This is a genomic window from Acinetobacter guillouiae (assembly GCF_002370525.2).
Classification (GTDB): domain Bacteria; phylum Pseudomonadota; class Gammaproteobacteria; order Pseudomonadales; family Moraxellaceae; genus Acinetobacter; species Acinetobacter guillouiae.
This window is the reverse complement of the sequence record NZ_AP014630.1, coordinates 1,618,236-1,634,739: the sequence shown is the minus strand read 5'-3', so window position 1 is coordinate 1,634,739 and position 16,504 is coordinate 1,618,236. Positions and strand designations below refer to the sequence as shown.

At 38.5% G+C, this 16,504-nt stretch carries 14 protein-coding genes; 1 reads left to right on the top strand and 13 read right to left on the bottom strand.

The window, feature by feature from the left end:
- Positions 1-29: 29 nt before the first annotated feature.
- Both AS4_RS07525 and AS4_RS07520 read right to left on the bottom strand, forming a co-directional pair.
- On the bottom strand, positions 30-554 hold the full coding sequence (locus AS4_RS07525; protein WP_096733742.1) for a toxin-activating lysine-acyltransferase: 525 nt from the start codon (positions 552-554) through the stop codon (positions 30-32).
- 48 nt (positions 555-602) lie between these two features.
- Positions 603-2,348: a ShlB/FhaC/HecB family hemolysin secretion/activation protein gene (locus AS4_RS07520; RefSeq protein WP_096733741.1), complete on the bottom strand. Its 1,746-nt coding sequence runs from the start codon at positions 2,346-2,348 to the stop codon at positions 603-605.
- A gap of 1,018 nt (positions 2,349-3,366) precedes the next feature.
- Here AS4_RS07520 and AS4_RS07515 point away from each other — a divergent pair.
- Positions 3,367-5,331, top strand: coding sequence for a molecular chaperone (locus tag AS4_RS07515; RefSeq protein ID WP_096733740.1), 1,965 nt, complete (start codon positions 3,367-3,369; stop codon positions 5,329-5,331).
- A gap of 50 nt (positions 5,332-5,381) precedes the next feature.
- Here the strand turns inward: AS4_RS07515 and AS4_RS07510 are convergent, their stop codons facing one another.
- The 11 genes from AS4_RS07510 to moaCB form a co-directional block, all read right to left on the bottom strand.
- Positions 5,382-7,082, bottom strand: a complete 1,701-nt coding sequence (locus AS4_RS07510; RefSeq protein WP_096733739.1) for an Hsp70 family protein — start codon at positions 7,080-7,082, stop codon at positions 5,382-5,384.
- A gap of 272 nt (positions 7,083-7,354) precedes the next feature.
- Positions 7,355-7,978 (bottom strand): molybdenum ABC transporter ATP-binding protein, encoded by a 624-nt coding sequence (locus tag AS4_RS07505; RefSeq protein WP_096733738.1) that lies wholly within the window; start codon positions 7,976-7,978, stop codon positions 7,355-7,357.
- Positions 7,979-7,982: 4 nt separating this feature from the next.
- Positions 7,983-8,672 carry a molybdate ABC transporter permease subunit gene (gene modB, locus AS4_RS07500; RefSeq protein WP_096733737.1) on the bottom strand — a complete coding sequence of 230 codons (690 nt, stop codon included), beginning with the start codon at positions 8,670-8,672 and terminating at the stop codon, positions 7,983-7,985.
- Between the two features lie 9 nt (positions 8,673-8,681).
- Positions 8,682-9,425 (bottom strand): molybdate ABC transporter substrate-binding protein, encoded by a 744-nt coding sequence (gene modA / locus AS4_RS07495; protein WP_096733736.1) that lies wholly within the window; start codon positions 9,423-9,425, stop codon positions 8,682-8,684.
- Positions 9,426-9,466: 41 nt separating this feature from the next.
- On the bottom strand, positions 9,467-10,255 hold the full coding sequence (fdhD, locus tag AS4_RS07490; protein ID WP_096733735.1) for a formate dehydrogenase accessory sulfurtransferase FdhD: 789 nt from the start codon (positions 10,253-10,255) through the stop codon (positions 9,467-9,469).
- An 81-nt stretch (positions 10,256-10,336) separates the two neighbouring features.
- Positions 10,337-12,766 carry an FdhF/YdeP family oxidoreductase gene (locus tag AS4_RS07485; RefSeq protein ID WP_096733734.1) on the bottom strand — a complete coding sequence of 810 codons (2,430 nt, stop codon included), beginning with the start codon at positions 12,764-12,766 and terminating at the stop codon, positions 10,337-10,339.
- Positions 12,767-12,891: 125 nt separating this feature from the next.
- The gene (locus AS4_RS07480) at positions 12,892-13,371 is read right to left on the bottom strand and encodes a molybdenum cofactor biosynthesis protein MoaE (protein WP_096733733.1); all 480 of its coding nucleotides are present in this window, start codon (positions 13,369-13,371) and stop codon (positions 12,892-12,894) included.
- 1 nt (position 13,372) lies between these two features.
- Complete coding sequence (locus AS4_RS07475) at positions 13,373-13,624, bottom strand: MoaD/ThiS family protein (RefSeq protein WP_096733732.1); 252 nt, start codon at positions 13,622-13,624, stop codon at positions 13,373-13,375.
- Positions 13,625-13,672: 48 nt separating this feature from the next.
- On the bottom strand, positions 13,673-14,296 hold the full coding sequence (gene mobA / locus AS4_RS07470) for a molybdenum cofactor guanylyltransferase (RefSeq protein WP_096733731.1): 624 nt from the start codon (positions 14,294-14,296) through the stop codon (positions 13,673-13,675).
- A 34-nt stretch (positions 14,297-14,330) separates the two neighbouring features.
- Positions 14,331-15,548: a molybdopterin molybdotransferase MoeA gene (locus AS4_RS07465; RefSeq protein ID WP_096733730.1), complete on the bottom strand. Its 1,218-nt coding sequence runs from the start codon at positions 15,546-15,548 to the stop codon at positions 14,331-14,333.
- A complete protein-coding gene (moaCB, locus tag AS4_RS07460; RefSeq protein WP_096733729.1) occupies positions 15,545-16,468 on the bottom strand; it encodes a bifunctional molybdenum cofactor biosynthesis protein MoaC/MoaB in 924 nt (307 codons plus the stop codon). Before moaCB ends, AS4_RS07465 begins: the two co-directional genes overlap by 4 nt.
- Between the last annotated feature and the right edge of the window lie 36 nt (positions 16,469-16,504).

The window sequence follows — 16,504 nt, the reverse complement described above, 5'->3', positions numbered from 1 at the left end:
TTTCAAGATTGAATGTTCTTTTTCATCCATCAGCGACTTGTGGCCAAAATCGGGTGTTGTTTGATCCATTCCCTTAACTCTAATTTAGAAACTGATTTACCATGAAACGTCATGACTTTAATCTCTCGAATATCAGCTTTATGGTAAAGTGCTCTAAAACATTGCTCAGGGAATAAGTACTTTTCAATTAATCTTTTAATCAAAGCACTGTGACCTAAAGGTGCAAACCAATTAATCAACCACATACGATCACCACAATTCCAATTTGGGTGTGTATAGATCCAAAGTTCAGAATGCACATATTGAGCTTCGGACTGTTCATCTAAATTTGCCCATGAAATATAGCCCAAGGGTTGAGAATCATGGCTAAACAGTGCAAATTGACGGCTTTTAATCGTCGGTAGCACACGTAATGCAGTATCTGAAACAGTTAAATTTTTGCAATTCTCTGATACAAACCATAACCATGTCATCCCACCAAGCACCTCTGCTTCATTCCATTGTTCTTTGGGAAATAATGCGGGTGAAATAATGTCGATATCTTCAAATTTCATGGCTTCAACCTATTCTTTTTAAATCTTTATTTGACTTAATGATTAAACTTAATACATCCAGTTCAGGCTAAATCCTGTCGTCACATTGTCTGTTCTATAATGTTCTGGTTTTTTTAACGGCGTCCCAACAAAGACGTCATAACTGGCAGATTTTAAGATTTGCCCTCGTAATCCAAAGGCAGCACCCATCAAACTTGTTCCCACTAAAGGATTCGGTTCATGTGCGGTTTTACCCCCCACTTCACCATAGTCAATTGCTGTGTACCATTGCATCGGAAGCTTAAACATTGAGCCACTGATTTCATTACGCACTAAAAACCCATTATCTGCCAATAAGGTCTGTTCACCGTCATATCCTCTTACGGTATAGCGATTCCCAATCGAGAATCGATCTTGTGGAGTCAGGGGTTTTTTACTGTACTGTGTTCGCCATTCAGCAAGGTATCGTAGTGATTGATTGCCGACTTTAAATGGGACTTGCAGACTGGCATTGGCTTGTAAAATACCGACATGGGTATAGGCTTCGCCAAATTGCTCTTCAGGTGCATGCATTGCATTAAATGCACCTGTGCCTCGTTTATAGGTTAAATTACCTGTTAAAGTCGCATTGGCTAGATATTCTGTATGATCCAGACTGGCTTTCCAGCCGCCGGTTTTTCGACGTTGTACTTCAATTTCTACATCATTGATGAAGTTTTGTGATTCCCGATACCATCCTCCCGCACTTGCTATGGTTTTTCGTTTGGCATCAAGGTAAAGCACACGAGATAAATCAGCCCCGATCAGTTTGCTTTTGCCGCTATAAATATAGCTTTGTTTGTCACCTGCAACTGTTTGGTTATAATCAGACTGGCTATAACTGGTGCTGAGTAACCAATATTTGAGTGGAATGCTATAACTTATGTAATAACCGTCCGTTCCGCGTTTACCTTGATCTCCCCCACCCAAATCATGGTTATAACTGCCATAAAACAAGTCATTTGCAGTAAACAGATGGTCTAAAGATAAGGTTGCTGTGCCTTGATATTTCCCAGTTGAATCTGAGCCTGCATCATCAACACCTAAATGAATCCGGTAGGGTTTTGATTGTTGCCATGCCAGTTCTAAATCACTATAGCCAGGTTGATTACGCTGTTCTGAGGGTTTAATTTTAAAGTCAGCCTCAACAGTCGGCACACGTTTAAAGTTTTCTAAACCTTGTTCAATATCCCGAATATTTAAAATATCCCCAGATTGAACAGGCAAGGCATTAAATTTGTGAGCACGCTTAGACGTCCCTTGAACAAATTGAATTTGATCCACTTTCCCAGCAATCACTTGAAGTTTAATTTCACCCGAAGCAATGTTTTGTTGGGGGAGCAGCATACGTGTGGTGACATAACCATGACTAATAATACTGTTTTGAATCAGATCTAAGGCTTGGTTTAAGCCTTGTACCCCAATACATCGGCCAATGAGATTATGTTGACCTTGCGTGACGGGGCGCATAGCAAAAGTAAATTGACGCGCATCATCCCCGATCAATACAAATTTTTTAATTTCAAAACACACATCTTCACTATTTGATTTTAGATATTGTAGTTGTGGTTGAGTTTGAAGTTGTTTTTCTAGTCCCGTTTGTACTACAGCTTCGGGCTGTAATTGCTTTTGTAGTGCTTCATCACGTTGTTGCTGGCGCTGAAGAGCATCTAATTCTAACTCTGGGCGTAATTGTGGATCCGCTGCATTTGTTACACCACCCAAAAACGTTAAAAAAATAGCGAAAGAGGTTCTCTTGTAAATAAAGTTTTTCATGTCAATAATAATTATACTAAATTTTATATTTTATTATTTCTAAATAATAACATTTTGTAAATAGGACAAACTGTATATTCTATCTATATTTGCACTATTTAAATCCTGAATTAATTTAAGTGATTAAAAAGCTATACTTATTAAATATCCCCACCCTACTCTCAATTCGATAAATATTAACCAGCACTCTAATATTTATAATTTATTAATCACTTAAAAAGTTTCTTTTTTTGTTTTGATGCTTTGCCGATAACTCAACCATTAGATAAAAATATTTTTTATTTACAAGAACTTAAAAAACTAAATCCCTATAATTATTTCAATTAAATACATATTAAAATCATTATTTAAAGTGTTTTTTTGAGTATTTTCTTGAGAAATTTTATGAGTTGATTGCGTGCGTTTAGAATCTTTTTATGTATTATTTTTATTATTAGTCATGCATTTTTCCTTAGCATTATTTTTAATAAATTGTATTATTCTTTCATTATTTACAATAAATTTTTTATAAATTCAAGAGTAATTCATAATATTATCGCCTTTATCTTGTATAATATCACGAGAATCATCAGAAAATTTATTATTTAATTTCAAACTGGATTTATCATTATCTAACCACTGGGATGTATACACTTTATATTCTATTTAATGCTTATTATTTGTATTTATTGCTCTTATTTTTAATGAATTTTCACTCTACAAAAATCAAGCTTTTTAAGCAAAATCTGTGTATAAAATCGCTCACTCAAAAAATTTATGCTCAATTTGCGTTACCCATGCATATTTCGTTCAATTGTTTCCCGCTCATACATAGATTTTTTCATTAAGCTTATATTTATGAAATATTTAAATACTTTTATAAACGATAGCTTTATCCATTATCTATTTTTCATTATTCTAAGGCTTATACTAATTGTAAATTCAACCAATATGATTAAAATGTTTGGACTGAAATCGTCTTAACCCTACTTTATCTGGGTCCAAGGTGCATACTTAACTAAAAAAATGAGCAGAATAAATGACAGCCTGGCAACGACTGGCAATAGAACCCACTTCAGATCAACGGGAAATAAAGCGGGCTTATGCAAGACAACTGAAAACCATTGATCAGGATACGCAAGCTGAGGCTTTCATTTTACTAAGAGAAGCCCTTCAGGAAGCACAGGCTGAAGCAGAAATGATGGCCTATGAATCTGAATACGAAGAAGATGTAACACCGTCAATTATTTATGATGTCAATGTAACGACGGATACCGACATATCTTCAATTACATCTGCTCAAATTGAAATATTATTTGTAGATCTTGAACAACAGATGACCACGCAAAATATTAAATTTAATATAACGGATGCAATTATACAATTTGGGATCGCCTTACAGGCTGTCAGTGATCAAAGTGTAAAGACTGAATATCTGGAACGATTAAAACATTTATTACAGCAGTTTCAGTTGGAAGACTTCTTTGAGCTTGCCAGTTGTACCGCTATTACAGATCCATCTGCTTTAGAAGATACAGTAATTCATCATGATCAGGAATACTCATATCACCAGACCTCAGCAGATACGGATATCCCTGATCATGAAAGCGCTTCACCTTTAACTCAGCTTCATCAGGTTAGCGATGCACTCTGGGATCAGAATATTAGTGATACTGTATTTGATAAATTTACCCAATTACTCACTGAGCAATCTGAGCTGACACTAGCCCAGCAGATTCAAATCAAGGATCAGCTCCTCGGACCTCTTGCTGAAATTGAAGCTGATGTGCTAAATCCCGAATATTCACGCTTCCTTGATCTGTGGAATACAATCTATTCAGATGATATTCATCATTACGATTATGCTTACTATAGCAATATTTTGCAGTCTAAATTGGACACTTATCAGAGCAACAAATTATTGCTGCAAAGTTTACCATCTGAGCGAAATCAACTATTACAGCTACTGTCAGGCACACAGAAATTTCAGCCTTTCCGCATGCTTAAATTGCAAAGACAGCTTGGCAAAGATCATCCTCAGCTCAAAATAATGGATCTCCTTAACCAGTTTCATTTACCAAATACTGAGCAGAATATTAATTTCAGTTTTCTAAAAAGTTTAGCTGTAAACAAAAAATTTATTGTTATTGATCTAATATTTGCGATGAGTACTTTAGTCTTTTTGCAGACATTCTGGGGAAAGCAGCTCACTGGAGCAGCCATTTTACTGAGCACAGCAATCTTCAGTTTACTTTTTATTTTTCTGATTCAGCCTGCTTTTCATGCAATCATGACGACACATTCAGATCATGAAACACGACTAATCCGATTCAGTCAGATCTGGTTTCTAACCGGATTGGTTTTGTGCAGTTTTATCCATTGGTTTAATCCTACCCTACACCAGGTTCTGAGCTATGGTTGGGTACTTCTTTCTGTCTTTTTATTTGGTTGCCTGCAACTGGTCGCAAGGCCTGATATGAATCAACTGCTGCAAAGTAGCTATATTCATTTCGACAGATGGATGATGTTGGCTGGTCTGGCTACGCTGTGTGGTGGCTTCGCATTTATATATTATACCGTCGGACATCCGAACTATCCTTGGTTACTGGTATATAGCTTAATTCCTGCTGGCTTTTTACTGCTACCAGACTCTTTTAGACCACTGTTCGCTATCTTTGGTTACCGCAAGCAACAGCATAATTTAACAGATAAGGCTATTTTCTACAGAAGCATTGGTATTGTGTGTCTACGTCTAATCTGGATGTTTAGTTTTACCTATTTCCTCGTATCTGCTCAATCCCAACCCTATATGTATTTAGGTTGTATCGGATTCGCTGCTTTACTCCTAACAACCCTCAACACCAGAAAATTATCTTCGTGCTTAAAATACCTATCCTATCTCGGAATAATGTACCTAACTCTTATGACCTATATTATCCCTTTGGTCATAGGTTCTTATCTGTTTCTGAGTATAAAAACTAAACGGGAACAGAATATTTCATAAGGAAATACAGGACATCAGTATAATTGGCTGATGTCCTACAAGATTGATCATCAATACTCATCAAAGAGCTTCAGGTCTTCAATTTCATTGAGAAATTTCTCGAAATACTGACGTACTTCCCTGATCTGCCTATCATCCTGTTGGTTCAGTATTTGGTGAAAATGCTGAGTCCGCTCCCCAATCTGTAAACGCAGATCGCCAGTATGTTCGCTATACAAGCGTTCGGCACGAAGTAACAAGCTTTTGTTCACCAGATTTTCACGCGGATGAATCTTTAAATCCTGTAACTGTTTACGGGCCTTTTCGACTTGTTCTTTAGACATAGTACTCTGATGATTAACAACCACTTTCTGTAAATTTTCACCAGTAGCAGGGATATGGACATCTACATCAAGAACACCATTGGGATTATAGGAAAAACGCACATCAATGGATAAGCACTCATCATTGGCTGGTAAAGCAACTGTTAATTCCCCTAAGAAAATATTTTCACTGCATAGCCGATGCTCACCTTGATATATCTTTACGAATATCTCGCGCTGTCCTTTATTCATTGCAGTATAAGTATTGACTCGACTCGCAGGAATCACAATATTACGTTCCAAAATTGGAGAAAACTGATCATCTGATCCCACTGCTATCCCCAAACTAAATGGACAAACATCTGTCAACACAACTTCTTTGAGGGTTTGATCCTTGGCCTTTAGTCCTGCTTGTATCGCAGCGCCACGCACAATTGCCTCATCTGGCTGTATGCTGGTGGATGGAAATCGACCAAAAAGTTTGGTGACAAGTTTACGAACAGCAGGTATTCGAGTTGCTCCACCAACCATGATAATCTGATCAACCTGTTGTGGTAAAATCCGCGCATCCCTTAAAGCCCGTTCAAGTGGTCGACGTAACCGCATTAATAATGATTCAGCCCAATTGGTCAGATCATGCTGGCTAATATCCAGACTCGCTTCCTTACCATCCCATTTAAAAGTGAGTTGGGTTTGGCTCTCTTTACTCAGTACATGTAGGGTATGCTGCGCTCTCGCCTTTAAAGCGATCTCAATATCATGAGGTATGGTGCTTTCTGTAAAATTAAAAACATGTGCATGTTGCTTCCAAAACTGCTTTATCAACAGCTGGACAAAATCATCACCACCAAGATAATTGTCTCCTGCACTGGCACGCACTTCGATGACACCATCGAATAATTCAACAATGGATACATCAAATGTGCCACCACCTAAGTCGAAAATCAGGAAACAACTGTCATCTGTCTGTCCAAGTCCATAAGCAAGTGCTGCTGCTGTTGGTTCATTGATTAATCGACTGACTTTTAAACCAGCCAATTCTGCCGCGGCAATAGTTGCCTGTCGCTGGATATCATTAAAATATGCAGGTACTGATATTACAGCTTCATCAATCTCACATTGCAAAACCTGCTCAGCATCTTGTTTTAGAGATCCTAAAATAAGCGCAGAAAGTTCAGTCGCAGAAAAATCCTGCTGCCCCAACTTCAGCCGTTTTGCTGTTCCCATCAATCGCTTGAAACTGGTGAGAACCTCCCTTCCACTACTTCTCAGTTCCAGTGCAGCCTGACCGATAAGCATTTGCCCCTGTTCATCCAGTGCAATTGCTGAGGGCGTTAATTTAGTGCCATAAACGTTTTCAATAATTCGTGCTTGACCATTCTCAAACACACTGACTAAGGAATTACTCGTTCCAAGATCTATTGCTATTAAGGGTTTTAATGCTGTCATTGTTATCTGGTATTTTAATGAAAATAGAAATTAAGTTTATAGCTATTCTAGTAGATCAGAATTACTTTTAGCAACTGAATACACAGGATAAATTGATTCTGTATAACCCCTTGTAAAACAGCTAATTACAGTGTACTCAAAGCGCTAAAATGACATAACACCATATTTTAGATGTTTAGGAGAGTCATAAGAGTTCTTGTTTGATCCGTTCACATCCCCCACTTAAATCACCAAAATTTCAAAGGATGAATTGAATTAAACCCAATCGACAATCATGATAAGTGCCAAATGGTATCTGTTAACAGTTTGACTTCCTCGATATCGTGAGTCACATATAACATAGGAATTTTAATCTCATTCTTTATTTGTTGAAAGAATGGAATAATTTCAGCTTTATGCTCTGCATCCAAGGCAGATAAAGGTTCATCTAATAGCAGAATATTCGGCGAATATAAAATCGCACGCCCCAACGCCACCCGCTGTTTTTCACCACCAGACAGGTGTATTGGCATCCGATCAAGCAGATGGCTCAGCTTTAATAATTCAACGATATAGTCCAACTCAAACTGACGTCGATCAACATCAATTCGGTTATATCCAAACTTTAAATTCCCCATAACATTTTTATGTGGGAATAATTGGGCATCTTGAAAGACCAAACCCACACGGCGTTTTTGAGTGGGGACATTGATTTTTTTTTCATGATCAAACCAAGTATCTTGGTTCACTTTGATCCAGCCTTGTTGTGGCGTACGTAAACCAGCTATTGCATTTAAAATGCTGGTTTTACCTGAACCAGAATGTCCAAATAATCCCACAACACTTTCATCAGATTTAAATTGCTGATTTAAATTAAATTTATCAAATTTCAAGATTATTTTAAAATCAAAATGCATTACGTTAACTCTGTTTTTTCTTTTGATAGCGGTGAAACCACTGTGCAAACCATAATGCCAAAAATGCCACAGTCAATGAAATCATAATCAGACGTTGCAAGGCATGATTCATATCAGGTTGTTGCATCAAACTATACATCGCAAGCGGTAAAGTTCTGGTTTCACCCTCAACATTGCCCACAAAGGTAATGGTTGCGCCAAACTCTCCTAAACTACGACAGAAACATAAAATTGCACCAATTAAAATACCGCTACTCGCTAAAGGCAAGGTCACATGCATAAAAGTTGAAAATGCAGATGCGCCCAAAGTTTTTGCTGCCATTTCTAACTTTTGATCAACAAGTTCAATCGCTAGACGAATCGATTGTACCAATAATGGAAATCCCATCACTGCTGAAGCCAAGACTGCACCTTTCCAATTAAATGCAAAATCTAGGCCGATCTCCGTTAAATATTTTCCTAAGAAGCCTCGATTACCAAAAACTTGCAAAAGTAAAAAACCTGGCACAACTGGCGGTAACACCAAAGGTAAAAAAATCAATGTTTCAAATAATGATTTTCCGAAAAAATCTTTACGTGCCAAAATCCAGCCAACGATAATGGCTGGAATCAAGCTAAAAATCAGACAAAAACTAGCAACTTTACAAGAGAGTTTTAAAACTTCAATTTCTGCGGGTGACAGTACATCAAACATAGCCAATTTCTAATTGAGAACGCTAAAGCCATATTTCTTAAATATGCTTTTAGCTTCATTACTTTGTAAATATTGATAAAACTTAACAGTTTCAGGTGTTGGTTTTACCATACCCATAGGGTAAACAATTGGTGTATGCGTGTTTAACGGAAACTCAGCGATAACCTTAACGTCTGGGCTAATTGCAGCATCAGTTAAATAAACAATCCCCACATTACATTCACCACGTGCCACAAAATTAAGTGCAACGCGAACATCTTCTGCTTGAACTAAACGCGGCTGAATTTTTTCCCACCACTGCAATGAGGTCAAAGCTTGCTTCGCATACTTTCCAACAGGAACACTTTTGGTATCGCCTGTACAAAGCTTGCCTTTAAATGCGGTAGTTGGATCAAAAGACGAGGTCATTTTGAATTTTATGTTTTGATTTTTCGGGCTAATCAATACCAAACGATTACCAAGTAGATTCTTTCTATTTTTAGGATCAATCAATTTTTTATCTTGTAAATAATTCATCCACTGCTCATCGGCAGAGATAAACAAATTGGCTGGTGCCCCTGCTTCAATCTGTTTTGCCAGTGTCGATGAACCTGCATAAGATGTTTTAATTTTTATATTATTTTTCTTTTCATATTTTTGATCTAGTTCCGCTAAAACATTGGTTAAACTGGCTGCAGCGTAGACTGTGATGGTATCTTCTGCATAAGCATGGCCCATGGCAAGCAAACTTAAACTAAATAAAATTTTTTTCATCGACATCTTCCTTTGAATAACAAAAAATTGATCGCTCAGCATTACTGACTATAAAGGACAAAACCGTCACCCCGACAAAAGCTTGCCAATGTGAGACCTGAAGCTTGTGCCATCTCTATTGCCATACTGGTAGGCGCAGAAATTGTTGCAAGTAATGCGATATTTAATACAACACATTTTCTAATCAGTTCATAACTTGCTCGACTGGTCATCACCACAAATCCTTTTGACAGATCAAAGTTCTCTGCTGAGATATAGCCCAGTAACTTATCTAGCGCATTATGTCGTCCAACATCTTCAAAAATAGCATGGATGTTCCCCTCCACAACCCAAGCAGCAGCATGAGCTCCGCCAGTCACAGCGGTAATCTTTTGCTGGTTTTTTAATTGTTTGATTGCGTTAGGAATTTCTCTTAACCATTCTGATTGGATTGTAGAACTAATTTTTGGTAATGAAAATTGAAGTTGTTGAAGACTTTCTATACCACATAAACCACATCCTGTTCGACCAATCAGCATTCTGCGATGTTCTTTTAATGCCATAAAAGCTTTTGATGAAATTTTCATCTCAACCTGTATACCAAAATTGTTGTGAATAATATCAAGCGAGTAAAGTTCTTTTAAACTTGCAATTATTCCTTCAGAAAGGCTAAATCCTTTTGCGAATTCAGCGATATCAGTTGGTGTAGCCATCATCACAGCATGAGATATACCGTTATAAACCAATGCAATCGGATATTCTTGAACAACCTGATCAAACTGAACATCTGTTTTATCTTGATCAAATCGTGTAATTTGAACTGACGCATAACCTGAAAATAGTGGTTCCAACTTGAGCTTTCCTTACAATTCTGGATAGCAATCATAGGTTACTATCCAATTTCACGTATCCTGCAATAAACCAGTAAATAATTAAATCTCAACCTTTTTTTCTGCATTCTCAGGATCGACCTCAGTAAATAAATTGAAGTGCTCAGGTGCATCGCCAGCATGTAAAATAACAGGAACACTTTTTGAAGCTGGAATCTTGGCATATTGATCATGACTTGAAAGCGCAACCAGTGGATTGGTTTCAGGATAATAAGCGGCCAGACTTCCTGGTGGAATGTTATAGGGAACGATTCGGAAACTTTTCACGACTCTTTTTACCCCATCAGAGAATACACTTTCAATATCAACCCATTGATCAGCAACAAAACCAGCTTCATCAATATCTTGTTGATTTATAAATAATACGCGGCGCTGGCCAAACACACCTCTATAGCGGTCATCTAGGCCGTATAAAGTGGTATTGTACTGATCATGCGAACGAATCGTCATTAAAGTGTAGACTTTACTCTTTGTATACTGGGCAGAAAATTGATTTTCTTGATCGTTATAGACTTGGGTTAATGGCGTAATGAGGAATTGTGCTTTACCCGCGGGGGTATTCCAAACTTTAACATTGGCAGGATGAATAAGATGGAAACCACCCGGTTGATAGGCTCGCCCATTGAAATCTTTAAATTCCTCAAAAACCTCTTCAATAGAGTCACGAATACGATCATAGTCCTCAACATACCAGCGCCATTTAATTTTAGAGTCAGGTAACGTCGCTTCAGCCATTCGTGCAACAATATCAGGTTCAGAAAGCAAGTTCTTTGATGCAGGTTCATTGCGCCCAGCGGATAAATGAACATTACTCATTGAATCTTCAACTGAGATCGCCTGATTCCCTTTCAGTTGTTTATCCAGCTCGGTACGACCTAGACATGGAAGAACCAAGGCGTCTTTACCACACACGAGATGGCTACGATTGAGTTTTGTTGCAATATTTACCACCAGTGAGCAACGTTTTAGCGCTTCTTGAGTATATGGGGTGTCAGGTGTCGCAACTGCAAAATTCCCGCCTAAAGCAATAAAGACTTTAACATCGCCCTCATACATCGCTTTAATCGTTTCTACCACACCATAGCCATGTTTGCGTGGCGATTTAATGTTAAAAACACGATCAATGTCATCCAGCATTTTTGCACTTGGTAATTCATTGATTCCCATGGTCCGATCACCCTGCACATTACTGTGCCCACGAACTGGACATAGGCCTGCTCCCGGACGACCAATCTGTCCTTTCGCCAAAAGTAAATTAGCCAACATATGAACATTCGCAGTACCGTGTCTATGTTGTGTTATGCCCATCCCCCAACAAAAAATCGAACGCTCAGACTCGCAAAACATTTTAGCAATTGATTCTAAGTTTTCTGGAGAGAGGCCTGAATACTGATAAATATCACGCCATTCTGTTCGGTCAACTTCTTTTAACATTTCATCAAAGCCAACAGTATTCTCAGCAATATACTGCCGATCAAATACCCCCGTTTTACCTGCGAATATTGCCTGCTTATCCCATTCATGAAGATGCTTCATCATACCTAACAGAAGCGCATAATCTCCGCCAATTTTCGGCTGAAAATAAAAGCGACTAATGGGCGTACTGCCATTCGTCATCATCTCAATTGCTGCTTGAGGATCCTGAAAGCGCTCTAACCCACGTTCTTTGATTGGATTAATCGCAATAATATTTCCACCTCTACGCGATACTTCACGTAAAGTGCCGAGCATTCGAGGATGGTTGGTACCAGGGTTATGCCCAAAACTAAATACAGTATCCGCTTGATCAAAATCATCTAAAGTAACGGTCCCCTTGCCAAGCCCAATTGAATCCTTCAAACCAATACTGGTGGTTTCATGACACATATTTGAACAATCAGGGAAATTATTTGTTCCATAACTTCTGACAAATAACTGGTACAAGAAAGCCGCTTCATTGCTTGCCCGACCAGATGTATAAAATGCTGCCTGATCTGGATGATCCAAAGCTTGAAGATGTTGAGCGATAAGTTTAAATGCATCATCCCAAGAAATTGGGACATACTTATCTGTAGCCGCGTCATAACGTATTGGATCTGTGAGTCGTCCCAAATCTTCGAGGTAAAAATCGTTTTGCTCAGCCAACCAACTCACCGTGTGATGGGCAAAAAACTCTGGAGTAACTCGCTTACTGGTTGCTTCGAATGCAACAGCTTTTGCACCATTTTCACAAAAATTAAATGCGTGGGTATCTTTTTTCTCAGGCCATGCACAACCAGGACAATCAAAACCTGTCGGCTGGTTAATATTCATTAATGTAATTGAGCCTTTGGCAAAGACTTCTTGCCTTTTTAAATTTCTGGCAACACTCAACAAAGCGCCCCAACCACCAGCTGGGTGCGTATAGGGTTCGATACGCGCGAAATTGGTATTCTCCTGAATATGGCGTTCTTGGCCTTCTGTTTCAGGTTTATTTTGTTCTAAATCGTTCATTTGAGTGCCCTCTTTAATGGCTTATCTGATTAAAAAAATCAGCTCAAGAAAAAATTCATTTACTTTACATGGTAACTTTTCATAATAATCATTCTTATAACTTAAGCTGCTTAATTTACAACGGCTTAATGAGAATGTGAATTCAAATGAAGATGTTTATGTGCAACATCATCATCTTTTCGGATACAACAGCCAGCGACATATTCACTAGAACCATCTGAGTAAAACTCTTCCTTCCAGACTGGAACTTCATGTTTTACACGTTCTACAGCCTCTTCACACGCCATAAAAGCTTCTCTTCGATGCGGCGCATAAGCCACTGCGATGATTGCTTTGCCTCCGATATCTAGAGCGCCAATTCTATGAATAACCTGAATATATGATACTGCATATTTGCTTTGTATTTCTTGCTCAATTGCACGAATCATTTTTTCAGCAATCGGTGTATAAGCAGTATATTTTAATGCCTTAACACTTCGACCTTCATGGTGATTTCGAACCGTTCCAATAAAAATTCCAATACCACCACACTCAGGAAAATCATCGATGGTTTTAAAATCATCTAAACTCAGATCCGTTTCCTTAATCCGAGATCCATTTGTCATGTTAGCCTCCTGCTACAGGGGATAATAAAACCAATGTACAATGGTTTGTTAATCGATGTCGACGGGGAATAATTTCATCACCAATCGCACATGCGCACTTCTCTAAAAGACTAGAGCACTCAGGATATTGATCAGATACTTGCTGCAAAATTTCTAAGACCGTACTATTTTCAACACAAGAAAAATTTAAATCTTTAGGTAACTGTCTTTCGATTGCACCATAAGTTTCAATCTTAATTTGAATCTCTGCCATTTAACACCTTTACTTAAGCATAGCGCCACAATGAATCTTCAGGGCGAACTAAATTGAATCTGAACGACTGAATATGCATAGTTCTTCATGATATTGTCTTAACTCCTGTTCTGAATTAATGCTATGGAAACTTATAGGGTTTTCATATTTAACGACTTGTGGCGTTAAATCATCAAAACATTTTCGAATACTTAATTGCTGGTTAGCCAAATGCTTTCCAAGCGTAGCTAAGCTGTCTCTTTTCAACAAACAAAATGGGTAAAGGTTTTGTTCGTTTATAGAGATAAATACAGCTTGAGAATTTTCTGCGTCCAATAAAGCTTGATGCATTTTTGATAAGACATCTTTAGGGATAAAAGTAATATCGCAGGGAATGAACAGAATATAATCTGTAATTACATGTGCCCATGCGCTTTTCATTCCCATTAATGGCCCTAAAAATCCCGCCTGATCATCTGAAAAACAGGCTATTTCAGCGATGATCTCCTGATAAACTCTACAGTCCTGATGACTATTTACCCAGATTTTCGCAACCTCATCATAAAATTGATGATAGATTTTAAGCAGTTGCATTTCATGATCAAACTGCTGCAAAAGTTTGTTTTTACCTTGCATCCGTCTAGCTTGACCACCAGCTAAAATGACTAAGTCAGTATTTGGATATTGCGGCATTTTATTGTTACCCAAGCGTATCAGACTCAAAATACTAAAGACGAATAAACTCAATGAATTTAGGACAATTTTCAGCATTGTTAAACACTGGAATTCGACCAATGACATTCGCTTCACTTAAGTTACTTAGCATATGCGATTGCTGTTTTTTGAGTTTTGAAACACTAAGTTGCCCTTGCTCATCGACATTCAATTTCATACGCAACAGTTGCTCCCGACTATCACCTTTTACAGCCTCACTTAAGCTCGCCTTCTCCCATTCTGGTTTGGGTTCTTTTAAACCTTGCATTGCTTTTAGCAAAGTGAACACATGGATTTCTAAACAAACAAATACTGCTGCTGGATTACCCGGCAATCCTAATAAATAGGAAGACTGGTTTGGTTTTTTATATTCAGCAAAATAAATCGGTTTGCCTGGTTTTTGGGCAACTTGCCAAAAAATTTCATTTGCCCCTAAAGCAAGAGAAACAGGACGAATCAAATCATAATCCCCAACTGAAACCCCACCAGTCGTGATCACTAAATCGTAATGATCTAAGGCATTTGCTAAAGCCTTTTTCAAGACAGTTTCGTCATCTATCACATGTTCTAAATGGATCGAGTAAAAACCTCTTTCCTTCAACCATGTCAAAACCATTGGCGAATTCGCATCAAAAACCTGAGCGCTATTATCAAGACTTTTGCTGACTTCATCCCCTGTAATCAGTACAGCAATACGAGGATGGTTAAAAACACTGACCTCTTTTACCCCTGCCATACTGAGTGATGCAACTAAGCCACTTTTTAGATATTGGCCCTGCTTTGCCAATATTGTCCCGATAGATAATTCTTCGCCTTGATAACGAATATCCGTCCCTTTGTTAAGCGCTTGATTTAAGCTGATTCGGCTATCTAGTTTAGATACTATTTCTTGTCTGGCAACTGTATCAGCCGAATCTGGCAATTTACCGCCTGTAAAAATTCGAACACATTGTCCAGACTCGATCTGAACATCTTCTTCAATACCTGCGCGTATTTCTCCAACCAATTCAAACACGGTAATACCGGCAAGAATATCTTCGCTTTTTAAGGCATAGCCATCTACTGCACTCTGAGTAAATAGAGGTAATGCAATCTCAGATAGGACATCATGTGCCAGATAATGTTGATGTGCTTCTACCAGTGGCAGAGTCTGAACCGCTCGCGGTTCAACCGTAGAATAAGCTGCCAATGCTTGATCTAAACTTATTAATCCTTGACCAGAACAACTCATTCATAACCTCCTGGGTGTGGTAAGTCTCGACATACATCAAAGATATGCACCAAAGCAGGTAAAATCGCTGCCATAGATTCAGAAGCGCCACCACGACTGCCTGGTAACGTAATGACCAGTGATCGGTCAATAAAACCAGCAACACCACGAGACATTGCAGCATAAGGTGTCCGTCTTTGACCAAAAGCACGTGCTGCTTCCATCAGACCATTCAGCTCTCGTTCCAATAATGGTTCTATCGTATCGACAGTAATATCGCGCTTACCTATGCCTGTCCCACCCACCGTAATGATGCATCCATAAGATTGCACCAATTCTGAAATCAATTGTTTTAATTGCACAGGCTCATCAGCGATGATTTGATAGTGAATTGGATCAAATCCAGCCTCAGTTAAGGTTTCAACCACAGAACGTCCCGCAGTATCAGGTTTTTTGCCAGAAGCAACACTATCTGATAACACAATGACTGCCGCTGATACAGCTTGTCGAAGATGGCGCTTATAGTGCGATTTCCCGCCCTTTTTCAATTCAAGTTTGCAATGACCAATCATCAGTTCATCTGGTTCACAATGCGGTTTCAACATGTCATAAATCGTGAGCGCAGCCAGACTTGCGGCAGTTAAAGCCTCCATTTCAACACCAGTTGGCGCAATCGTTTCTACGGTTGCCGTAATCTTGACGCGATCTGCTAGTATTTCAAAATCGACATCAGCTCGATAAATAGGTAAAGGATGACAAAGCGGAATCAGCTCATCGGTACGTTTGGCTGCAAGAATCCCTGCGATTCGCGCTGTTTTTAGTGCATCGCCTTTTTCAGTATTGCCCTCTGCTAATAATTGTAAACAATGCGGTGGCGCGAATAACTCTGAACTTGCTGTAGCAATACGATAACTCTCAGGCTTCATACCTACATTTTTCATAAAAAATCCTGTCAATTTAAATAATATACAGCTTCA